Genomic DNA, 20,639 nt, shown 5'->3' with positions numbered 1-20,639 from the left:
GAATGTTGAGGAGGAGGACGGCATGGCGCATCGAGTGTTCATTGTCGTGCGTTCCGCGACCGTGGGAGTTCTTCAGTGCTGATCGAAGACAAGGTCTTCATCGTGACCGGAGGCGCGTCGGGCCTCGGTCTCGCCGTCGTGCGCTCGCTTACCGCTGCCGGAGCGCGGACAATCATTGCCGACGTCAACGCCGAGGTCGGTGAGAAGGTTGCCGCAGAGTTCGGGAACAGCGTTCGTTTCGTGAAGACCGACGTCACGTCGGAGGATGATGCAGCGGCCGCCGTCGGAGCTGCAACGGAGACGTTCGGACATCTCCATGGTCTGGTGAATTGTGCCGGTATCGCCCCCGGCGAGAAGGTTATCGGCCGCGAAGGCCCCCACCGGCTCGCCGTCTTCACGCGGGCAATCAGCATCAATCTTGTCGGCACATTCAACATGATCCGGCTCGCCGCCGCCGCGATCTCCAGGGAGGAGCCGGACGAGGACGGCGAGCGTGGCGTCATCGTCAATACCGCCTCGGTCGCCGCCTTCGAGGGGCAGATCGGCCAGGCCGCCTATTCGGCGTCGAAGGGCGGCGTCGTCGGGATGACCCTGCCGATCGCCCGCGAGCTTGCGCGCTACGGCATCCGCGTCGTCTCGATTGCACCCGGCATCTTCGAGACGCCGATGATGGCGGGTATGCCGCAAGAGGTTCAGGAATCACTCGGCAAGAGCGTGCCGTTCCCCTCCCGTCTCGGCAGACCGGAGGAATATGCCGGCCTTGTCCGCCACATCTGCGAGAACAGGATGCTCAACGGAACGGTGATCCGTCTCGACGGAGCTTTGCGCATGGGTGCGCGTTGAAGGAGCAGTGATGCAGGAGATGCAGGGAATGCCTCAGGACCCGGTTGTCATCGTCGGCATGGCGCGCACGGCCATGGGCGGCTTCCAGGGGGTGCTTTCGCGCGCGACGGCTCCGGATCTCGGCGCGGCCGCGATCCGTGCGGCACTTGCCCGGTCCGGCGTCAGCGCCGAGAAAGTCGATGAAGTGGTGTTCGGCTGTGTGCTCCCCGCAGGGCTGGGTCAGGCGCCGGCCCGTCAGGCGGCGATCGGGGCGGGCCTTCCCGTCTCGACGGGCGCCACGACCGTCAACAAGATGTGCGGCTCGGGCATGAAGGCCACAATGCTGGCACATGACCTGTTGCTCGCCGGAAGCGCCACCATGGCGGTCGCCGGCGGCATGGAAAGCATGACCAACGCGCCATATCTGCTTGATCGCGCCCGCGGCGGCTATCGTTTGGGACATGGCCGTGTCATCGATCATATGTTTCTCGACGGCCTGGAGGACGCCTATGACAGGGGACGCCTGATGGGCACGTTCGCGGAGGACTGCGCGGAAGCCTTCGGCTTCACCCGCGACGCACAGGACGCCTACGCCGTCGCGTCGCTGACCCGCGCACAGAAGGCGATTGCCAACGGAGACTTCGAGGCGGAGATCGCGCCGGTGACAATCGCCGACGGTAAGACCGAAACGACCGTGTGCATCGACGAGCAGCCCGGCAAGGCCAGGCTCGACAAAATACCGACGTTGCGCCCTGCTTTCCGCGAAGGGGGGACGGTGACGGCCGCGAATTCCAGCTCGATTTCGGACGGCGCCGCGGCGCTCGTCTTGATGCGCCGTTCGCAGGCCGAGCGGGAGGGCCGGACGCCGCTTGCGACCATCATCGGCCATGCTACCCATTCACAGGCGCCGCATCTCTTTCCGACGGCCCCCGTCGATGCGTTGCGGAAGCTTGGCGTGCGCACCGGCTGGGATCTCAAGGATGTCGACCTCGTCGAGATCAACGAGGCGTTCGCGGTGGTTCCCATGGCGGCGATGCATGAACTCGGCCTGCCCCATGAGAAGGTCAACGTCCATGGCGGAGCCTGTGCGCTCGGGCATCCGATCGGTGCGTCGGGAGCACGCATCATCGTGACCCTGCTCGCCGCGCTGGAGCGCTACGACCTGAGGCGCGGCATGGCCGCTGTCTGCATCGGCGGCGGCGAAGCGACCGCGATCGCCGTGCAGCGACACTGAGGGGGCTGGGAGGAGCCGGAATGATACTGACCGAGGAACAGCAACAGATCCGCGACATGGCGCGCGACTTCGCCCGCGAAAGGCTGGCGCCGGGCGCGGCCCAGCGCGATGTCGAGCATGCCTTCCCGAAGCAGGAGCTGAAGGAGATGGGCGAGCTCGGTTTCCTCGGCATGCTGGTGCCGGAGGCCTATGGTGGGTCGGATACCGGCGTCGTCGCCTATGCCGCCGCACTCGAGGAGATCGCGGCCGGCGACGGACCGTGTTCCACGATCATGAGCGTACACAGTTCGGTGGGTTGCGTACCCATTCTCAAGTTCGGCACCGAGGCGCAGAAGGAACGTTTCCTGCCGAAACTCGCCTCCGGGGAATGGATCGGCGGCTTCGCGCTCACCGAGCCCCAGGCGGGCTCGGACGCTTCGAACCTGCGCACGCGTGCGCGCCGTGACGGAGATCACTATGTGCTGAACGGCGCAAAGCAGTTCATCACTTCAGGCAAGAACGGACAGGTCATCATCGTCTTCGCGGTGACCGATCCGGAACTCGGCAAAAAAGGCATCTCCGCTTTCATCGTCCCGACCGACACGCCGGGCTACGAGGTGGTCCGCGTCGAGAACAAGCTCGGACTTCATTCCTCGGATACCTGCCAGATCGCCTTCAACGATATGCGGGTGCCCGCAGAGTTGCGGCTCGGCGAAGAGGGAGAGGGATACAGGATCGCGCTCGCCAATCTCGAGGGTGGACGCATAGGCATCGCTGCCCAGTCTGTCGGCATGGCGCGTGCGGCCTTTGAGGCGGCGCGGGACTATGCGCGCGAAAGGAATGCTTTCGGGCAGCCGATCATCGATCACCAGGCCGTTGCCTTCCGCCTCGCCGACATGGCGACGAAGATTATGGCGGCGCGCCAGCTCACCCTGCATGCGGCGCTCCTCAAGGAGCGGGGAGAGCCGTGTCTCACGGAAGCGTCGATGGCGAAGCTCTTCGCCTCGGAAATGGCAGAAAAGGTCTGTTCCGATTCGATCCAGATCCATGGCGGTTACGGTTACATGTCCGATTATCCGGTCGAACGCATCTACCGTGATGTCCGGATCTGCCAGATTTATGAGGGAACGAGCGATGTGCAGCGCATCGTGATCGCGCGCAGTCTATAATGTTTCCGGCTCTGCCTTCCGGGAGGACGGAAGGTGTCGAGCCGACAAGGAGGAGAAAGGCATGAACGAGACGGTTCGTCTTAGCCTGCATGTACCCGAGCCGGAGGTCCGGCCCGGCGACCAGCCAGATTTCTCGAACGTCAAGATTCCGAAGGCGGGCTCGGTTCCGCGGCCGGAAGTCGATGTCGCACCGGAGACGATCCGCGACCTCGCCTTTTCCATCATCCGGGTGCTCAACCGGGAAGGGGAGGCGGTCGGCCCCTGGGCGGGTCTGCTATCGGATGAAGAACTGCTCGCTGGTCTCAAGGACATGATGCGCCTCAGGGCCTTCGATGCCCGCATGTTGATGGCGCAGCGCCAGGGCAAGACCTCGTTCTACATGCAGCATCTGGGCGAAGAGGCGGTGAGCTGCGCCTTCCGCAAGGCGCTGGCGAAGGGCGACATGAATTTCCCGACCTACCGCCAGGCGGGGCTGTTGATTGCCGACGGCTACCCGATGGTCGACATGATGAACCAGATATTCTCGAACGAGAAGGATCCACTGCGCGGCCGCCAACTGCCGATCATGTATTCGTCGAAGGAGCACGGCTTCTTCACGGTGTCCGGCAATCTCGCCACGCAGTTCGTCCAGGCGGTCGGCTGGGCCATGGCGTCGGCTATCAAGAACGACACGCGGATTGCGGCGGCCTGGATCGGTGACGGTTCGACGGCGGAGTCCGACTTCCATTCGGCGCTGGTCTTCGCTTCCACCTACAAGGCTCCGGTCATCTTGAACATCGTCAACAATCAGTGGGCGATCTCCACCTTCCAGGGCATCGCCCGTGGCGGTGCTGGCACTTTCGCGGCCCGCGGCCTCGGCTTCGGCATTCCGTCGCTCCGCGTCGACGGCAATGACTACCTCGCGGTCCATGCGGTTGCCCGCTGGGCGGCCGAGCGGGCCCGCCGCAATCTCGGACCCACGCTCATTGAATACGTCACCTATCGTGTCGGTGCCCATTCGACTTCGGACGACCCGAGTGCCTACCGGCCCAAGGCCGAGTCGGAGGCCTGGCCGCTCGGCGACCCGGTCCTGCGCCTGAAGAAGCACCTGATCACCCGTGGCTGCTGGTCGGTCGAGCGACATGCGCAGGCCGAATCCGAAATCATGGACGAGGTAATCCAGGCACAGAAGGAGGCGGAAAGCCACGGCACGCTCCACGCCGGTGGCAAGCCTTCGGTGCGCGACATCTTCGAAGGAGTCTACGCGGAAATGCCGACGCACATCCGTCGTCAACGGCAGAAGGCGGGTTACTGATATGCCCAGAATGACCATGATCGAAGCCGTTCGCAGCGCAATGGACGTCTCGATGGGGCGCGATGACGACGTCGTCGTCTTCGGCGAGGACGTCGGCTATTTCGGCGGTGTCTTCCGTTGTACCCAGGGGCTGCAGGCGAAATACGGCAAGACCCGCTGCTTCGATACGCCGATCAGCGAATCCGGCATCCTCGGCACCGCTATCGGCATGGCGGCGTACGGGCTGAAGCCGTGTGTCGAAATCCAGTTCGCCGACTACATGTATCCGGCCTACGACCAGATTACGCAGGAAGCGGCCCGTATCCGCTATCGCTCGAACGGCGACTTCACCTGCCCGATCGTGGTGCGGATGCCGACGGGTGGCGGCATTTTCGGTGGTCAGACCCATAGCCAGAGCCCCGAGGCGCTCTTCACCCATGTCTGCGGACTGAAGGTGGTGGTGCCGTCTAATCCGTTCGACGCCAAGGGCCTGTTGATCGCGGCCATCGAAGATCCTGATCCGGTGATCTTTCTGGAGCCGAAGCGCCTCTATAACGGTCCTTTCGACGGCCATCACGAGCGACCGGTGACGCCCTGGTCCAAACACGAGCTCGGTGAAGTGCCGGAGGGACATTATGCGATCCCGATCGGCAAGGCCGAGGTGCGCAGACCGGGTTCCGCGGCCACCGTTCTCGCCTACGGGACGATGGTTCACGTCGCGCTTGCCGCGGTGGAGGAGACGGGTGTCGATGCCGAAGTCATCGACTTGCGCAGTCTCCTCCCGCTCGATCTCGATACCATCGTGCAATCGGTGAACAAGACAGGTCGCTGCGTCATGGTTCACGAAGCGACACTGACGTCGGGCTTCGGTGCCGAAGTTGCCGCTCTCGTTCAGGAGCATTGTTTCTACCATCTCGAAGCGCCGGTCGTGCGTGTCGCCGGCTGGGACACGCCCTACCCGCACGCGCAGGAATGGGACTATTTCCCCGGCCCCGCCCGCGTTGGGCGCGCGCTCATCGAAGTGATGGAGGGCTGACCTATGGGTGAATTCACCATCAAGATGCCGGATGTCGGCGAAGGCGTCGCCGAGGCAGAACTGGTCGAATGGCATGTGAAACCCGGTGACCCGGTGCGTGAGGACATGGTGCTCGCCGCCGTGATGACCGACAAGGCGACCGTCGAGATTCCGTCACCGGTCGCCGGCGTGGTGACTTGGGTCGGCGCCGAGATCGGCGACACGGTTGCCGTCAAGGCGCCGCTGCTCAGGATCGAGGTGCCCGGTTACGACGACGGGTCCTCCTCAGGAGAGAATGAAGGCGATTCTGCCGCGACGGAGAATGCGGGCGTAACGCCAGCCGCCGCGGCTTCGCCGACGATCGAGACGAAGGCGGCGCCGAGCGCCTCCGGTACTGCTCCCGCGTCGCGTCCGTCCCCGCTGCCTGAATCGCAGAAGCCGCTCGCGTCTCCTGCGGTGCGGTTGCGGGCGAGGGAGAGCGGCGTAGACCTGCGTCAGGTCGTCGGCACAGGCCCGGCAGGTCGGATCACGCACGAGGATATCGAGCTCTTTCTCGCTTCCGGCGCACCGCAACTGGCAGCGTCGCACGGCCCGGTCCGCAACACCCATGTCGAGGAGGTGAAGCTTACGGGCATGCGGCGGCGGATCGCCGAACGGATGACGCTTTCGGCCTCGCGGATCCCCCACATCGCCTACGTCGAGGAGGTCGACATGACCGACCTCGAGGAACTGCGCACGACGATGAACAGGGACCGCAAGCCGGATCATCCGAAGCTTACCATCCTGCCGTTCCTGATGCGGGCCATGGTGAAGGCGATCGCCCGCCAGCCTGAGGTCAACGCAACCTTCGACGACAATACCGGCATCATCTCCCGGTTTGGCGCGGTGCATATCGGGGTCGCGACGCAAACGCCGACGGGGCTCACGGTTCCGGTGGTTCGCCACACGGAAGCACGCAGCATCTGGGATTGTGCCGCCGAACTCGCACGTCTTGCTGACGCGGCTCGCTCGGGCACCGCGCTCAGGGAGGAGCTGACCGGCTCGACGATTACGATCACCTCCCTCGGAGCGCTCGGCGGCATCGCCACTACACCAATCATCAATCATCCGGAAGTCGCGATTATCGGCGTCAACAAGATGATGGTGCGGCCGGTATGGGACGGCAACCAGTTCGTGCCGCGCAAGATGATGAATCTCTCGTCCAGCTTCGACCACCGGATCATCGACGGCTGGGACGCCGCAACCTTCGTGCAGCGGATCAAGACGCTGCTCGAAACGCCCGCCCTCATCTTCATCGAGGACTGACAGCAATGAAGGAAATTTCCTGCAAGCTCCTGGTCATCGGTGCCGGTCCCGGCGGCTACGTCTGTGCGATCCGGGCCGGCCAGCTCGGCGTCGACACGGTGATCGTCGAGGCGGGCAAGCCGGGCGGCACCTGTCTCAATGTCGGCTGCATTCCCTCCAAGGCGCTGATCCATGCGGCGGAGGAATACGAGAAGATCCGCCAAATGGCGGAGGGCCGGAGCCCGCTCGGCATTTCGTTGCATGCGCCACCGAGCCTCGACCTCGCCGCCACAATCGCCTGGAAGGACGGCATCGTCGGCCGTTTGAACGCCGGTGTTTCCGGTCTCCTGCGCAAGGCACGGGTGAAGATCGTCCAGGGGTGTGCCGCCTTCCGGGACGGCAAGACCGTGGAGGTACAGACCGAAACCGGGATGCAGGTGATCCGCGCCGAGATGGTCGTCATCGCGACCGGCTCCAAGCCGGTCGAGCTGCCCTTCCTGCCGTTCGGCGGACCTGTCATCTCCTCGACCGAGGCGCTCTCGCTCACGACACTTCCGAAGAGGCTGGTGGTGGTCGGCGGCGGCTATATCGGGCTCGAGCTCGGAACGGCCTTCGCAAAACTCGGAAGCGAGGTGACGGTCGTCGAAGCCGCGGCTCAGGTGCTTCCGCAATATGACGGGGAACTCGTCCGCCCTGTCCAGAAGCACTTGCAGCAGCTGGGCGTTCGCGTGCTGACGGGGGGAAAGGCGAAGGGCCTCGCAAGTGGAGGTGATGCACTCATCATCGAGACTGAGGATGGCAAGGAACACAAGCTGCAGGCTGACAGGATACTCGTTACCGTCGGGCGCAAGCCGAACACAGACATGGCCGGGCTTGACGGGCTCGATCTCGACCGCTCGGGCCCCTTCCTGCGTGTCGACGACCAATGCCGAACATCGATGCGCGGTGTCTTCGCCATCGGTGACATTACCGGCGAACCGATGCTCGCCCACCGCGCCATGGCACAGGGCGAGATGGTCGCCGAGATCGCCTCGGGGCTGAAACGCGGGTGGGACAAGCGCTGCATTCCGGCCGTGTGCTTTACCGATCCGGAGATCCTCAGCGCGGGTCTGTCGCCGGACGAGGCGCGTCGCAACGGTCTTGAGGTGCGCGTGGGACAGTTCCCGTTCAGCGCCAACGGCCGGGCGATGACCATGCTCGCCGAAGACGGCTTTGTGCGGGTCGTGGCACGCGCCGACAACAACGTCGTGCTCGGTCTGCAGGCAGTCGGCGCCGGCGTATCCGAACTGGCGAGCGCTTTCGCGCTCGCCATCGAGATGGGCGCCAGGGTCGAGGATATCGCCGCGACAGTACACGCGCACCCAACTCGTGGGGAAGCCCTGCAGGAAGCGGCACTGAAGACCCTCGGCCACGCCTTGCACATCTGATTTTCCGTCAGGGGCGCGGGTGACCCGCGCTACTGTGCGGCGTCGGACATAGAGCCGAAGGCGGCGGCACCGAGCGGAACGACGACCGGCAGTCCGGAGCGGCAGCGCAGCACCTCCGCCTCGATCTGGTAGATCGACCGGATGGCCGGCAGTGTCAGGACCTCCGAGGAGGTTCCGTGGGACACGAGCGCACCGTTGTGCAGCAGCATCAGGCTGTCGGCATGGCGGGCGGCAAGATTGAGATCGTGGATGGCGATCAGAACGAGCGCGCCGGTTCGCTTCGCATAGTCCTTGAGGAGCTCCAACACGCCGATCTGGTGGCGCAGATCGAGTGCACTGGTCGCCTCGTCGAGGATGAGCAGGCGCGGCTCGCGCATGAGCCTCTGTGCGAGGAGCACCATTTGCTGTTGCCCGCCGGAAAGCGTCGTCATGGGTCGTTCGGCCAGATGGTCGAGGCCGAGGGAGCAGAGAATTCCGGCCGCAGCCAAGAGATCATCCTCGCGCACGTGCCAGCCGAGCTTTTCGTGGCGGCCGAGCAACAGGACCTGCAGCACGGACAGTTCCGCCCGGACAGCGCAATATTGCGGCATGAAGCCGACGGCGGCGCGCGCGATGGGCTGTCCGTTCCAGAGGATCGATCCCTTATGAGGGATGTCGCCGGCGATCGCTCCGAGGAGGGTGGACTTACCCGCACCGTTCGGTCCGATGAGGGCGACGAGTTGCGAAGGAACGAGAGCGGCCGAGAAGCGGTTGACGATCGTTGTTCGACCACGCTCGACGGCTACTTTGTCCAGTATGAGACCTTCCAGCATCAGGCGCCTCCACGACCACGTCGAGCGATGACGGCGAACAGCACGGGTACGCCGGCAACCGCCGTAATGATGCCGACCGGGATGACCGCACCCGGTGAAATGAGTTTGCCGAAGACCGAGGCCGCGACCAGCATCGTCGCGCCGGCCAGTGCGGCCATCGGCAGGGCGAAGCGATGATCCTCGCCGACAGCCGCTCGCGCCGCATGCGGGGCGATCAGGCCGATGAAGCCGATGGTACCGACGAAGGAAACTGCGGCTGCCGTCATCACGGCGACCAGCAGGAAGGTCTTCGTGCGGAGGCTCTCCACCGACAGCCCGAGGCTCGCGGCATTGGCGTCGCCGAGCCGCAAGACGGTCAGCTTCCATGAATCGCGCAGCACGAAAGGCAGGGCGAGCGCGAGCACGACCGAAAGGACCGCGACGCTGAGCCAGGTCGCCTTGAGGAGGCTGCCGAAGAGCCAGAAGACGATCTGCTGCAGGACTTCGGGGGAGGCCAGGAACTGCAACAGCGACTGCATCGACTGAAAGAAGAAAAGCACGGCGATACCGGCGAGCACCAGGATTTCCGGTGTCGCGCCGCGAAGCGATGCGATTGAATAAACGAGTGCACAGGCGACGAGCGTCATCAGGAAGGCGGAAACCGGGACCACGAGAAGATCCGGAAGCGGCAGGAGCCCGCCGAACATGATCGCGAGTGCGGCCCCGAAACCGGCCGCGGCCGAAAAGCCGAGCGTGAAGGGGCTCGCAAGCGGATTGGAGAGGATGGTCTGCATCTGCAGCCCGCAAATGCCGAGGCTGGCGCCGACGAGTACGCCCATCAACGTCTGCGGCATCCGCAGCTGCCAGAGAATCGTGGTCGCCATCGTGTCGTTACCGTGCGGTCCGGCCAGCAGCGTCGACCAGACGGTCGAAACCGGCATCCCAGACGGTCCGGTCGCGAGGTCGGTGACCATGAAAGCGACGAGGCCGACGGACGCGATGGCCAGTGCCAGCGCCCGCAGAAGGGTTGCACGGCGATAATCGCCGCGCAACCTTTCGATCGTCGAAGCTTCGGCGGTCATTGACCCGGCGCCGGATAGGGCAGAACGAAAACGCCGTCGGCCTTGATGGGCAGCCATGTCTCGTAATATTGCGCGAGGTTCTTCGCCGGATGCACGTCCTTGAATGCCTCCGGATAGAGCTGCTTTGCTATGTACTGGGCGTAGACGTAGTCGGAGAGCGTCCGTGTGCCGCCATGATAGATGGCGTGGACGTTGCCGGTGGCAACGGCCGGCAGTTCCGACCAGCCTGGCCGGCCGAGATAAGCCTTCATCCTTTCGCGCGTGACGGCCGGATCGGCGCCGAAGCCGACCGAGACGGCCAGCGGCTTGTTCAGCCATTCCGAACCGGCAAGGAAGATGAGGTCGGGTTTCTGGGTCAGCACATATTCTGGGCTGAGAGGTCCCCAGTTCTCGACCTGTCCCTTGGCGATGTTGAGGCCGCCGAGGGAGTCGACCAGTGTACCCCACATGCCGTTGCCATAGCTGTTGCCGACTTCGGATGGACCTTTCTGCGCGAGTTCCACATAGACTTTCTTGTTCGACGGGCCGGCAGCCTTGATCCGCGCTGCGATGTCGTCCATCGCGCTCTTGTAGTTGGCGACGAGCTTTTCGGCCCTGTCCTCTGAACCCATGACCTTGCCGAGAATGAGCGTCGACTGGATGTGCTTTTCGAGTGTCTGGGCATTGTAGTCGAGCGTGACGACCGGAATGCCGGCTTGCTCGATCTGTCCCACGGTGTCGCCCATGGCGTCATAGGTCCAGGCTCCGAGGATGACGAGGTCGGGCTTGGCTGCGATGACCTTCTCGGCGGAGAAGGTTCCGTTCTCGGCGTCGCCCACATCCGGGATGTCGGCGATTGCGGGGATGGCTTCGAGATACTTTGCGAACTGTTTGGGACGCCAATCCTTCCAGGTGGAAAGCGAGAGGGCCACCACCTTGTCCATCGCACCCGGCCCGACGACGGCGAGGTAGTCCTCATAATAGAAATTGAGAACGACGCGTTTTGCGGGCGCGGCGAGCGTCACCTCGCGACCCTTGACGTCCGTCACCTTGATCTCGGCCATTGCAGGCCCGGCGAGGATCATCGCCAACCCGGCGATCATGCATTTGAGCAGTGTCTTCATCGGATAGTCCCCTGTGTTTGAAAGAAGTCTGTGGCACGGGCTCGCCCTGTTCCCCGACAGGTAGGTTCCCGTGCCGCTCCGGCGTCTATGCCCTCACATCGAGCGGCATGTGCCGTTGACGTCGGCGATCTCCAGCAGAGCGTCGCGGTCGAGGATCGTGACAATCTCCGGTTGGGTGAAGTCGATCAGTGCTTCACGCTTGAGCTGGTTGAGGCAGCGGCTGACCGTCTCGACCGTCAGGCCCAGCCAGTCGGCGAGGTCGGCGCGGGTGAGATAGAGCGTGAAGGTCACGCGACGGCGTTTCGGCGATCTCGACGCGCGCGCGAACTGGCAGGAAAGATCGAGAACTGCGGAAGAGACCTTTTCCATGGCCGTCTTTCGGCCGAGGAGGGTCGCGTGTGCCTGGGCCCGCCGCAGCATGAGGTGTATCTCCTGCTGGGCCTCGGCCGGTTCCAGGTTTTCGTCCAGCTGTTCGATGTGGCTGTAGGTCAGGCTTTCTGCCGAGCAGGGGTTGCTGTCGCCGAGGGAGAGGCCGAAGAGACGGCCGGGACCCAGGATGTCGACGATCTGCCGGCGACCGTCGCGCAATGCCTGCGATATCGCCACGCAACCGTCGACGAGACGGTATGCAGGCGAACGGCGGAAACCTTCGAAGTAGATCGTCGTCCCGGGCGAAATGATCCGGCTCTGGGTGGAGCGCGCCTGCCGCGAGAACGGCAGGGCGAGTTCGGGCGGTGCCACGTGGGCCGCGTCCTTGGGAACGGAAATGTTGAGCATGGTGGTGATTCCGGTCTTGGCCGGTCACCCGCTCCTTCCTAACTGGCGGAGTTCAGGCGGGGTCGCCGGCCATGTTGATGAAATCCGGGCGCAAGCGCCGCGGTGTTCAGACAACGAGACCGGCAGGGGGTGCTCTCGGAGCCGCGTTCGGCGGATAGAGTTGGCGATAATACGCTTCGTAGCGGACGGGGAGAATGGCCTCTTCGACCTGCAGCAGCGGCCGGGCTGCGATATCAGTGGGCAAGGGAAGGATGATCGAGGCGCTGATGATACAGGCCTCGCAGCCGGTGCCGGCTGTCCCATGGTCATGGTCGCTGCCGTCCGTGGAGGGGAGGCAGAGCTCGGGAAGCGTGCCGTCCGGCAAGGTATAGGCGGCCAGTTCCTGCGGCGAGGGGCTGCCGAAGACATCGGGGGTCTTGTGCGCAAATCCGACGAAGAACAGCGCAAGCGTGCACAGAACGTGCAGCAGCCCGCGTGTCGTCTTGTGTCGATTCGCCATCGCCCGTGAATCCTCGGTTCCCGTTAGGGATATCTCATAGGTGACCCTGAAGGCAATGGCGCTGCCTGCGGCGGTTTGTTCCACCGGGCCAGGTGGCCCCGAACCGTGCGCTACCCCGCGTGGAGCTGCTAACCGGCGACTTCCGGATAAAGACGATTGAAGAAGGGCAGGCATTGCGCCCCGCGACGGCGCAGAAAGTCCTGGAAAGCCGCCATGGCAGGGGAGAGTGTTCTGTCCGTGCGCATGACCGAAAACCACTGCCGGCGGATCGGCATGCCGATGACGTCGAGCATCGTCAGCTTGCCGTATTCCAACTCCATGGCGATCGTGTGTGCGGAGATGAACGCAACACCCAGTCCCGCCATCACGGCCTGCTTGATCGTCTCGTTCGAGGCCATTTCGGTGCCGAGGTCGTCCAGCTTGCCCGGAATTTCGCTCAGGAATATCTCGAGTGAGATGCGGGTCCCGGAACCCCGTTCGCGAATCAGAAAATGTTCCCGGGCGATCTCTTCCTTGGTGATGCCGCGCTTCTCGGCAAGCGGGTGATCCGGCGCGGCGACCATCACCAGGGGATGATCGCCGAAGATCGACGAACTCAGCGGCAGGTCCTTCGGGGGGCGTCCCATCAAAGCGATATCGATCTCGTGGTTCTTGAGGCTCGATATGATCTCCGCTCGGTTCCCGATCGAAAGCGTGATCGAGATGTCCGGATGCTCTTTCTTAAAAGTCGCCATCAGGTGAGGTGCGAAGTATTTCGCCGTCGACACGCAGCCGAGCGTCAGGCTACCTGCTCGCAGTCCCTTGATCGCGTCGAGTTCGTCGTCCAGAAGCCGCAGGCGTTCCTCGACGGTTCGTGCCGTATCGACGAAGGCGTATCCGGCGGCCGTCGGGCGCAGTCCCTCATTCGTGCGGTCGAAGAGAAGCAGGCCTGCCTCCTCCTCGACCTGTTTCAACTGGATGGTGATCGCCGACGGAGTCAATCCGATCGCGTTCGCGGCACCGGCGATGGTCCCATGTTTCAGAACGGCCTCTATGGCCCGCAGATTTTTCAAGGTCAGGTTGCGCATAATAGGTGAGCTTAAATTTTCTTAGCATCGACGTAAATATAATAAATTTTACTAAGCTCGATATCTCTGTTTCGATGCCTCCATGCCCACAAGAGGAGTGGGCGGGAGGACAGGACAATGGTTTCGGCGACCTTAGACGCCTTTCTGAGTTCCTACGTTGCAGGCGGAGACCCGCTGAGGCTCGCGGTCTCCCAGACGGTTCGGCAGTTGGCCCTGACTGCCGTGACGATGCGCAAGACCATCAACCAGGGTGCCCTTGGCAGCGCGTTCGCCGGGCATCGCGGGCGTTCCAACAGCGACGGCGACGCCCAAAAGGACCTGGACGTCCATGCCGACGACATGTTCATCGAGGCGATGCGGCAGGCGCCGGTCTGCCTCTACGGTTCGGAAGAACTGGAACATCCTGTCGTGCTGGATCCGGGCGCTCCGATTGCCGTCGCGATCGACCCGCTCGACGGTTCCTCAAATATCGACACAAACGTCTCGATCGGCACGATCTTTTCGATCCTCCCTGTGGTCGGTGAACCGGTCAGCGAGCGAAACGCCTCCTTCTTCCAACCGGGAGGCGCCCAGCTCGCTGCCGGCTTTTTTATCTACGGTCCGCAGCTCGCGCTGGTGCTGACGGTCGGCAACGGTACGCACGTCTTCGTCTTCTCATCGCGGCTCGGGACGTTCATGCAGGCCTATGAAAGCGTGGTGCTCGCGCCCAAAACCCAGGAATTCGCGATCAATGCCGCCAACTATCGGCACTGGGACGAGTCGGTCCGTCTCTATGTCGACGACTGCCTCAAAGGAACGGAAGGCCCCCGGGAAAAGGAGTTCAACATGCGCTGGATCGCTTCGCTCGTCGCCGAGACCTATCGCATTCTGATGCGCGGCGGCGTGTTTCTCTATCCCGGGGACAAACGCAAGGGCTATGGCGAGGGCCGGATCCGGCTCATCTACGAGGCCAACCCGATCGCCTTCCTTATCGAGCAGGCGGGCGGTGCGGCGACGGATACGGTCAATCGGATCCTGGATCTCACGCCGCAGAGCATGCACCAGCGGGTGCCGCTGGTCTTCGGCTCGGCGCGCGAAGTGCACCGGATCGCCCGCTACCACACGGAGCCGAGCTCCATCGGGGAGCGTGCGCCTCTCTTCAACAATCGCGGCCTGTTCAGGGCCTGACGGGAGGCAAGACGGATGTCCACAAAGCACCCGATCATCTCGATCACCGGTTCCTCCGGTGCCGGCACAACCTCGGTAAAGCGGATTTTCGAGCAGATCTTCCGCCGGGAGAACATCGAGGCCGCGTTCATCGAAGGCGACGCCTTCCACCGCTACGACCGCCAGGCCATGAAGGCGAAAGTCGCCGAAGAGCAGGCGAACGGCAATCCCAACTTCACCCACTTCAACGCCGAGGCTAACGAGCTCGAAATTCTCGAGCAGGTCTTTGACGAATATTCCCGCCGCGGCTCGGGTCGGACCCGAACCTACATCCACGACGACGAAGAGGCGGCCCAATACAATGCGCCGGCCGGCACGTTCACGGACTGGCGGGAGTTCGGCCCGAGCGACCTCCTCTTCTACGAAGGACTGCACGGCTGCGCAGTAACGGAGAAGGTCAATCTCGCGCGCTTCGGCGACCTGAAGATCGGGGTCGTCCCCGTCATCAATCTCGAATGGATCCAGAAGATCCACCGGGACCGGGCGACACGCGGCTATTCGACCGAGGCCGTCATGGATGTGATCCTGAGGCGGATGCCCGACTATGTCCGTTACATCACGCCGCAATTCACCCAGACGGACATCAATTTCCAGCGCGTTCCGATCGTCGACACGTCCAATCCCTTCGTGGCGCGCTGGATCCCGACGGCTGACGAATCCATGCTCGTCATCCGCTTCGCGAAGCCGCGGGGAATCGATTTTCCGTACCTGCTGTCGATGATCCACGATTCCTTCATGTCGCGGGCCAATTCGATCGTCGTCCCCGGCAACAAGCTCGATCTCGCCATGCAGCTCATTCTGACCCCGCTCATCCTGCAACTGATCGAGCGCCGCAATCGCGCATCCTGAGGAGGAACCCATGCAAGAACAGGCCCTGAAGATGAGTCCCGAACCCGTGGCGGTGAGTGATCGCGACATGGCGAACGCGGTTCGTGCGCTTGCCATGGATGGCGTGCAGCGGGCGAATTCCGGTCATCCGGGAATGCCGATGGGCATGGCGGACGTTGCGACGGTCCTCTTCACGCGGTTCCTCAAGATCGATCCCGCCCATCCGGACTGGCCGGATCGCGACCGTTTCGTTCTGTCGGCGGGACATGGCTCGATGCTGCAGTATGCGCTGCACTATCTCGTAGGCTATCCGGACATGACCGTTGAGGAGCTCAAGCGCTTCCGGCAGCTCGGCGCGCGGACGGCCGGCCACCCCGAATACGGGCATGCCAGCGGCATCGAGACGACAACGGGTCCGCTCGGGCAAGGCATCTCGACCGCCGTCGGAATGGCGATCGCCGAACGCCTCGCCAATGCCCGTTTCGGCGACGCTTTGGTCGATCACTACACCTATGTGATCGCCGGCGACGGATGCCTCCAGGAGGGGATCAGCCACGAGGCGATCGATCTCGCCGGTCATCTTCGGTTGTCGCGTCTGATCGTGCTCTGGGACAACAACTCGATCTCGATCGACGGTCCGACGAGCCTTTCGACCTCGATGGACCAGCTTGCGCGCTTCACGGCGGCCGGCTTCGACGTTCAGGAGGTCGACGGACACGATTTCGAGGCGGTGGAACGGGCGATTGCCCGTGCAAGGCAATCCGATCGGCCATCGCTGATCTCCTGTAGAACGGTGATCGGCAAGGGCGCTCCGAACCTGCAGGGCTCGGAGAAGACCCACGGCGCGCCGCTCGGCGACGCGGAGATCGCGGCCGCCCGCGAGGTGCTTCAGTGGCCGCACGCGCCCTTCGAGGTACCGGAGGCGATCCTCGACCGCTGGAGCGAGGTCGCCGAACGCGGCAGCGAGGCACGGCGTCGTTGGTCGGCGCGGCTCGAAGCCTCGCCGGAGGCCGAGGCGTTCCAGCGAACGATTCGGAAGGAACTGCCGGAGACATTGTTTGAGGCGCTCGACGGCTTCCGCCGGGAGCATGTCGAGAAGGCGACCAAGGTTGCCACCCGCAAGGCCTCGGAGATGGTGCTCGGCGTGGTCAATAATCTCACGGACCTGACGATCGGCGGCTCTGCGGATCTCACGCATTCCAACCTGACGGTCACCAAGGGTATGGAGGATGTGGCCGCGAAGGACTTCTCCGGTCGCTACATCCACTACGGCATCCGTGAGCACGGCATGGCGGCGGCCATGAACGGCCTGGCGCTGCATGGTGGGTTCATTCCCTATGGCGGCACCTTCCTGGTGTTTTCCGATTATGCCCGCGGGGCCATGCGCCTTTCGGCGCTCATGGGCCAGCAGGTCATCTACGTGATGACCCATGATTCCATCGGTCTCGGGGAAGACGGCCCCACCCACCAGCCGATCGAGCATCTCGCAATGCTGCGGGCGACACCCAATATCACCGTCTTCCGACCCTGCGACATCGTCGAGACGGCCGAGTGCTGGGAAATTTCACTGAGGCAGCAGGACCGGCCGAGCGTGCTGGTATTGTCCCGCCAGAACCTGCCGATGCTGCGACTCGGCTACAGTTCGACGGCCCTGTCTGTGCGCGGCGCCTACGTGTTGAGGGAGGCGGCAACGGCGCGGGACGTCACCTTGCTTGCGACCGGATCGGAGGTCGAAATCGCCATCGCCGCGGCCGAGCGGCTCCTGGCCGATCACGGGATTTCGGCCGCCGTCGTGTCGATGCCCTCCTGGGAGCTCTTCGAGGAGCAGACGCCCGAGTACCGCCTCTCGGTGCTCGGCACGGGCCCGCGCGTGGCGATCGAGGCGGCGTGCCGCCTCGGCTGGGATCGCTACATCGGCGAGAATGGCACCTTCATCGGAATGAACGGCTTCGGCGCGAGTGCGCCGGCGCCGGAGCTCTATCGTCATTTCGGCATCACCGCCGAGGCCGCGGTGGAGGCGGCTTGCAGGCTGGTGCGCTAGGCCGTCATCGCCGCCGCCGTTGCGGCGGCACTTGGAACTCGCGTGGAAGGAATACGGATCATGGCAAGGATAACATTGCGCCAACTGCTAGATCACGCCGCCGAACGCGGCTACGGCGTGCCGGCATTCAACATCAACAACATGGAACAGGGCCTCGCCATTATGGAGGCGGCGAAAGCCTGTGACGCGCCCGTCATCATTCAGGCGTCGCGCGGTGCCCGCATCTACGCCAACGACATCATGCTTGCGAAGATGATCGACGCTCTCGCCGAGATCTACCCCGACATCCCGGTGTGCATGCACCAAGACCACGGCAACGACGAGGCGACTTGCATGACTGCGATCCGCCACGGCTTCACCTCAGTGATGATGGATGGCTCGCTGTTGGCCGACGCCAAGACGCCCGCCTCCTACGAGTACAATTTGGAAATCACCGAGCGCGTTGCCCGCATGGCCCATTGGGTCGGCGCCTCGGTGGAAGGCGAACTCGGCGTGCTCGGCTCGCTCGAGACCGGCGAGTCCGAAGCCGAGGACGGTCATGGTGCCGAGGGCAAGCTCAGCCACGACCAGCTGCTGACCGATCCCGACCAGGCGGTCGATTTCGTAACCCGCACCAAGGTCGATGCGCTGGCGATTGCCTGTGGCACCTCGCACGGTGCCTACAAGTTCACCCGCAAGCCGACCGGCGACATCCTCGCGATGCGCGTCATCGAGGAGATTCACGCCAAACTGCCGAACACACACCTCGTGATGCATGGCTCGTCTTCCGTTCCGCAGGAACTGCAGGACGTCATCAACAGGTACGGCGGCGAAATGCCCCAGACCTTCGGTGTCCCCGTCGAGGAAATTGTCCGCGGCATCAAGCATGGCGTGCGCAAGGTCAATATCGACACCGACTGCCGCATGGCGATGGCCGGTCAGTTCCGCAAGGTCGCGATGGAACGGCCCGGGGAATTCGACCCGCGCAAGTTCCTGAAACCGGCGATGGACGCGATGCGCGACCTTTGCCGGGCTCGCTTCGAGGCTTTCGGTACCGCCGGGAATGCCTCGAAAATCAAGGTCATTCCGATGGACGAAATGGCCAAGCGTTATTCGACCGGACAACTCGACCCGCAAATAGCGACCGCCAAGGCGGCCTGATCCCCTCCGTGATCGAAAGGATAGTCTCATGAACATTGATGCAAAGACCGAGATCAAGGGCAAGGAACGATACAAGGCCGGCGTGCTGAAGTACGCACAGATGGGCTATTGGGACGGCGATTACCAGCCGAAGGACACCGATCTCATCGCCCTTTTTCGCATCACCCCGCAGGAAGGCGTCGATCCGATCGAAGCCGCGGCCGCCGTTGCCGGTGAAAGCTCGACGGCCACCTGGACGGTCGTGTGGACCGACCGTCTGACGGCTTGCGAGCAGTACCGCGCGAAGGCTTACCGTGTGGATCCCGTTCCCGGTACGCCCGGCCAGTATTTCTGCTACGTCGCCTACGACCTGATCCTGTTCGAGGAGGGGTCGATCGCCAACCTCACGGCGTCGATCATCGGCAACGTCTTCTCGTTCAAGCCGCTCAAGGCCGCGCGTCTCGAGGACATGCGTTTCCCCGTCGCCTACGTGAAGACCTACAAGGGACCGCCGACCGGCATCGTTGTCGAACGCGAACGGCTGGACAAGTTCGGCAAGCCGCTGCTCGGGGCAACCACCAAGCCGAAGCTTGGTCTCTCCGGTAAGAACTACGGCCGCGTGGTCTACGAGGGCCTGAAGGGCGGCCTCGATTTCATGAAAGACGATGAGAATATCAACTCGCAACCCTTCATGCATTGGCGCGATCGCTTCCTCTACTGCATGGAAGCCGTCAACAAGGCCAGCGCGGAAACCGGTGAGGTCAAGGGCCACTACCTCAACATAACCGCCGGTACGATGGAGGAGATGTACCGACGTGCCGAATTCGCCAAGGAACTCGGTTCAGTCGTCGTCATGGTGGATCTCATCATTGGCTGGACGGCAATACAGTCTATTTCCGAATGGTGCCGCCAGAACGACATGATCTTGCACATGCACCGGGCCGGCCACGGTACCTACACACGCCAAAAGAACCACGGCATCTCGTTCCGCGTCATCGCCAAGTGGCTCCGTCTGGCCGGTGTCGACCACCTGCATGCGGGAACCGCAGTCGGCAAGCTGGAAGGTGACCCGATGACGGTGCAGGGCTACTACAACGTCTGCCGGGAAATGAAGAACGAGATCGACCTGCAGCGCGGCATCTTCTTCGAACAGGACTGGGCGGACCTTAAGAAGGTCATGCCGGTCGCCTCGGGTGGCATTCATGCCGGACAGATGCATCAGCTTCTCGATCTCTTCGGCGATGACGTGGTTCTTCAGTTCGGCGGAGGCACGATCGGCCATCCAATGGGTATCCAGGCAGGCGCGACCGCCAACCGCGTCGCGCTCGAAGCCATGGTGCTCGCGCGCAACGAAGGCCGCGACATCGTCAACGAGGGCCCTGAAATCCTGCGCGCCGCCGCCAAGTGGTGCAAGCCGCTCGAGGCCGCGCTCGATACTTGGGGCAACATCAGCTTCAACTACACCTCGACCGACACCTCGGACTTCGTTCCGACGGCGACCGCGCTGTGAGGCCATGAAAGGAGACACGACTATGCGTATCACCCAGGGATGCTTCTCTTTCCTGCCGGATCTCACCGACGAACAGATCACCGCCCAGGTGGAGTACTGCTTGGGCCGGAACTGGGCGATCGGTGTCGAATATACCGACGACCCGCATCCGCGTAACACTTACTGGGAAATGTGGGGCAATCCGATGTTCGATCTGAAGGACGCCAAGGGTGTGATGATGGAACTCGAGGAATGCCGCAAGGCCCATCCGCAGAGCTACATCCGTCTGAACGCCTTTGATTCCACTCGCGGCTTCGAGACCGTGACCATGTCCTTCATCGTCAACCGTCCCGACGTCGAGCCCAAACTCAGGATGACGCGAACGGATGTCGTCGGCCGCTCTCAGCACTATTCGTGGTCGGCGGTCCGCTGAG

The 20,639-nt window shown here is 63.4% G+C and carries 19 protein-coding genes; 13 read left to right on the top strand and 6 right to left on the bottom strand.

What is annotated here, in order from left to right; all coding sequences use genetic code 11:
• Positions 1-75: 75 nt before the first annotated feature.
• The 7 genes from EUU22_RS16160 (at position 76) to lpdA (ending at position 8,203) form a co-directional block, all read left to right on the top strand.
• On the top strand, positions 76-843 hold the full coding sequence (locus EUU22_RS16160) for a 3-hydroxyacyl-CoA dehydrogenase (RefSeq protein WP_129333006.1): 768 nt from the start codon (positions 76-78) through the stop codon (positions 841-843).
• 28 nt (positions 844-871) lie between these two features.
• Entirely contained in the window at positions 872-2,056 is a 1,185-nt protein-coding gene (locus EUU22_RS16155; protein WP_129333024.1) for an acetyl-CoA C-acyltransferase, read from the top strand.
• Positions 2,057-2,076: 20 nt separating this feature from the next.
• The gene (locus EUU22_RS16150) at positions 2,077-3,204 is read left to right on the top strand and encodes an acyl-CoA dehydrogenase family protein (RefSeq protein WP_129333005.1); all 1,128 of its coding nucleotides are present in this window, start codon (positions 2,077-2,079) and stop codon (positions 3,202-3,204) included.
• A gap of 61 nt (positions 3,205-3,265) precedes the next feature.
• A complete protein-coding gene (locus tag EUU22_RS16145; RefSeq protein ID WP_112690893.1) occupies positions 3,266-4,498 on the top strand; it encodes a 3-methyl-2-oxobutanoate dehydrogenase (2-methylpropanoyl-transferring) subunit alpha in 1,233 nt (410 codons plus the stop codon).
• A 1-nt stretch (position 4,499) separates the two neighbouring features.
• Positions 4,500-5,513 carry an alpha-ketoacid dehydrogenase subunit beta gene (locus EUU22_RS16140; RefSeq protein ID WP_129333004.1) on the top strand — a complete coding sequence of 338 codons (1,014 nt, stop codon included), beginning with the start codon at positions 4,500-4,502 and terminating at the stop codon, positions 5,511-5,513.
• Positions 5,514-5,516: 3 nt separating this feature from the next.
• Positions 5,517-6,797 carry a dihydrolipoamide acetyltransferase family protein gene (locus tag EUU22_RS16135; protein WP_129333003.1) on the top strand — a complete coding sequence of 427 codons (1,281 nt, stop codon included), beginning with the start codon at positions 5,517-5,519 and terminating at the stop codon, positions 6,795-6,797.
• Between the two features lie 5 nt (positions 6,798-6,802).
• Positions 6,803-8,203, top strand: coding sequence for a dihydrolipoyl dehydrogenase (gene lpdA / locus EUU22_RS16130; RefSeq protein WP_129333002.1), 1,401 nt, complete (start codon positions 6,803-6,805; stop codon positions 8,201-8,203).
• A gap of 29 nt (positions 8,204-8,232) precedes the next feature.
• Here lpdA and EUU22_RS16125 read toward each other — a convergent pair whose 3' ends face one another.
• The 6 genes from EUU22_RS16125 to EUU22_RS16100 all read right to left on the bottom strand — a co-directional run bounded on the left by EUU22_RS16125 (position 8,233) and on the right by EUU22_RS16100 (position 13,522).
• Positions 8,233-9,015 carry an ABC transporter ATP-binding protein gene (locus tag EUU22_RS16125; protein WP_129333001.1) on the bottom strand — a complete coding sequence of 261 codons (783 nt, stop codon included), beginning with the start codon at positions 9,013-9,015 and terminating at the stop codon, positions 8,233-8,235.
• Positions 9,015-10,076, bottom strand: coding sequence for a FecCD family ABC transporter permease (locus EUU22_RS16120; RefSeq protein WP_129333000.1), 1,062 nt, complete (start codon positions 10,074-10,076; stop codon positions 9,015-9,017). The genes EUU22_RS16125 and EUU22_RS16120 overlap by 1 nt, the downstream gene beginning before the upstream one ends.
• Positions 10,073-11,179 (bottom strand): ABC transporter substrate-binding protein, encoded by a 1,107-nt coding sequence (locus EUU22_RS16115; protein ID WP_129332999.1) that lies wholly within the window; start codon positions 11,177-11,179, stop codon positions 10,073-10,075. The genes EUU22_RS16120 and EUU22_RS16115 overlap by 4 nt, the downstream gene beginning before the upstream one ends.
• Before the next feature lie 93 nt (positions 11,180-11,272).
• Entirely contained in the window at positions 11,273-11,956 is a 684-nt protein-coding gene (locus EUU22_RS16110; RefSeq protein ID WP_129332998.1) for a helix-turn-helix domain-containing protein, read from the bottom strand.
• 106 nt (positions 11,957-12,062) lie between these two features.
• Positions 12,063-12,455, bottom strand: a complete 393-nt coding sequence (locus tag EUU22_RS16105; protein ID WP_129332997.1) for a hypothetical protein — start codon at positions 12,453-12,455, stop codon at positions 12,063-12,065.
• Positions 12,456-12,583: 128 nt separating this feature from the next.
• Positions 12,584-13,522: a LysR family transcriptional regulator gene (locus tag EUU22_RS16100; protein ID WP_129332996.1), complete on the bottom strand. Its 939-nt coding sequence runs from the start codon at positions 13,520-13,522 to the stop codon at positions 12,584-12,586.
• A 117-nt stretch (positions 13,523-13,639) separates the two neighbouring features.
• Here EUU22_RS16100 and EUU22_RS16095 point away from each other — a divergent pair, with 117 nt between their 5' ends.
• From EUU22_RS16095 to EUU22_RS16070, 6 genes are read left to right on the top strand one after another with little or no spacing between them, the layout of a single operon-like run.
• The gene (locus EUU22_RS16095) at positions 13,640-14,689 is read left to right on the top strand and encodes a class 1 fructose-bisphosphatase (RefSeq protein WP_129332995.1); all 1,050 of its coding nucleotides are present in this window, start codon (positions 13,640-13,642) and stop codon (positions 14,687-14,689) included.
• A 15-nt stretch (positions 14,690-14,704) separates the two neighbouring features.
• Positions 14,705-15,577 carry a phosphoribulokinase gene (locus EUU22_RS16090; RefSeq protein ID WP_129332994.1) on the top strand — a complete coding sequence of 291 codons (873 nt, stop codon included), beginning with the start codon at positions 14,705-14,707 and terminating at the stop codon, positions 15,575-15,577.
• A gap of 10 nt (positions 15,578-15,587) precedes the next feature.
• Positions 15,588-17,597: a transketolase gene (gene tkt / locus EUU22_RS16085; protein ID WP_129332993.1), complete on the top strand. Its 2,010-nt coding sequence runs from the start codon at positions 15,588-15,590 to the stop codon at positions 17,595-17,597.
• A 60-nt stretch (positions 17,598-17,657) separates the two neighbouring features.
• Positions 17,658-18,737 carry a class II fructose-bisphosphate aldolase gene (gene fba, locus EUU22_RS16080; protein ID WP_129332992.1) on the top strand — a complete coding sequence of 360 codons (1,080 nt, stop codon included), beginning with the start codon at positions 17,658-17,660 and terminating at the stop codon, positions 18,735-18,737.
• A 28-nt stretch (positions 18,738-18,765) separates the two neighbouring features.
• A complete protein-coding gene (locus EUU22_RS16075; protein WP_129332991.1) occupies positions 18,766-20,226 on the top strand; it encodes a form I ribulose bisphosphate carboxylase large subunit in 1,461 nt (486 codons plus the stop codon).
• 22 nt (positions 20,227-20,248) lie between these two features.
• Complete coding sequence (locus EUU22_RS16070; RefSeq protein WP_129332990.1) at positions 20,249-20,638, top strand: ribulose bisphosphate carboxylase small subunit; 390 nt, start codon at positions 20,249-20,251, stop codon at positions 20,636-20,638.
• Position 20,639 lies beyond the last annotated feature (1 nt).

This window comes from Ciceribacter ferrooxidans (genome assembly GCF_004137355.1).
GTDB classification, from domain to species: domain Bacteria; phylum Pseudomonadota; class Alphaproteobacteria; order Rhizobiales; family Rhizobiaceae; genus Allorhizobium; species Allorhizobium ferrooxidans.
Note: the sequence above shows the minus strand (reverse complement) of the source record. Positions and strands in the feature narration are given on the sequence as shown.

Excerpts from the sequence above, each read along its gene's own strand:
- EUU22_RS16115 (WP_129332999.1), bottom strand. The coding sequence starts at position 11,179 with ATGAAGACACTGCTCAAATGCATGATCGCCGGGTTGGCGATGATCCTC.
- EUU22_RS16125 (WP_129333001.1), bottom strand. The coding sequence starts at position 9,015 with ATGCTGGAAGGTCTCATACTGGACAAAGTAGCCGTCGAGCGTGGTCGA.
- EUU22_RS16100 (WP_129332996.1), bottom strand. The coding sequence starts at position 13,522 with ATGCGCAACCTGACCTTGAAAAATCTGCGGGCCATAGAGGCCGTTCTG.
- fba (WP_129332992.1), top strand. The coding sequence starts at position 17,658 with ATGGCAAGGATAACATTGCGCCAACTGCTAGATCACGCCGCCGAACGC.
- EUU22_RS16145 (WP_112690893.1), top strand. The coding sequence starts at position 3,266 with ATGAACGAGACGGTTCGTCTTAGCCTGCATGTACCCGAGCCGGAGGTC.
- EUU22_RS16150 (WP_129333005.1), top strand. The coding sequence starts at position 2,077 with ATGATACTGACCGAGGAACAGCAACAGATCCGCGACATGGCGCGCGAC.
- EUU22_RS16070 (WP_129332990.1), top strand. The coding sequence starts at position 20,249 with ATGCGTATCACCCAGGGATGCTTCTCTTTCCTGCCGGATCTCACCGAC.
- EUU22_RS16090 (WP_129332994.1), top strand. The coding sequence starts at position 14,705 with ATGTCCACAAAGCACCCGATCATCTCGATCACCGGTTCCTCCGGTGCC.
- lpdA (WP_129333002.1), top strand. The coding sequence starts at position 6,803 with ATGAAGGAAATTTCCTGCAAGCTCCTGGTCATCGGTGCCGGTCCCGGC.
- EUU22_RS16105 (WP_129332997.1), bottom strand. The coding sequence starts at position 12,455 with ATGGCGAATCGACACAAGACGACACGCGGGCTGCTGCACGTTCTGTGC.
- tkt (WP_129332993.1), top strand. The coding sequence starts at position 15,588 with ATGCAAGAACAGGCCCTGAAGATGAGTCCCGAACCCGTGGCGGTGAGT.
- EUU22_RS16140 (WP_129333004.1), top strand. The coding sequence starts at position 4,500 with ATGCCCAGAATGACCATGATCGAAGCCGTTCGCAGCGCAATGGACGTC.
- EUU22_RS16155 (WP_129333024.1), top strand. The coding sequence starts at position 872 with ATGCCTCAGGACCCGGTTGTCATCGTCGGCATGGCGCGCACGGCCATG.
- EUU22_RS16135 (WP_129333003.1), top strand. The coding sequence starts at position 5,517 with ATGGGTGAATTCACCATCAAGATGCCGGATGTCGGCGAAGGCGTCGCC.
- EUU22_RS16110 (WP_129332998.1), bottom strand. The coding sequence starts at position 11,956 with ATGCTCAACATTTCCGTTCCCAAGGACGCGGCCCACGTGGCACCGCCC.
- EUU22_RS16120 (WP_129333000.1), bottom strand. The coding sequence starts at position 10,076 with ATGACCGCCGAAGCTTCGACGATCGAAAGGTTGCGCGGCGATTATCGC.
- EUU22_RS16095 (WP_129332995.1), top strand. The coding sequence starts at position 13,640 with ATGGTTTCGGCGACCTTAGACGCCTTTCTGAGTTCCTACGTTGCAGGC.
- EUU22_RS16075 (WP_129332991.1), top strand. The coding sequence starts at position 18,766 with ATGAACATTGATGCAAAGACCGAGATCAAGGGCAAGGAACGATACAAG.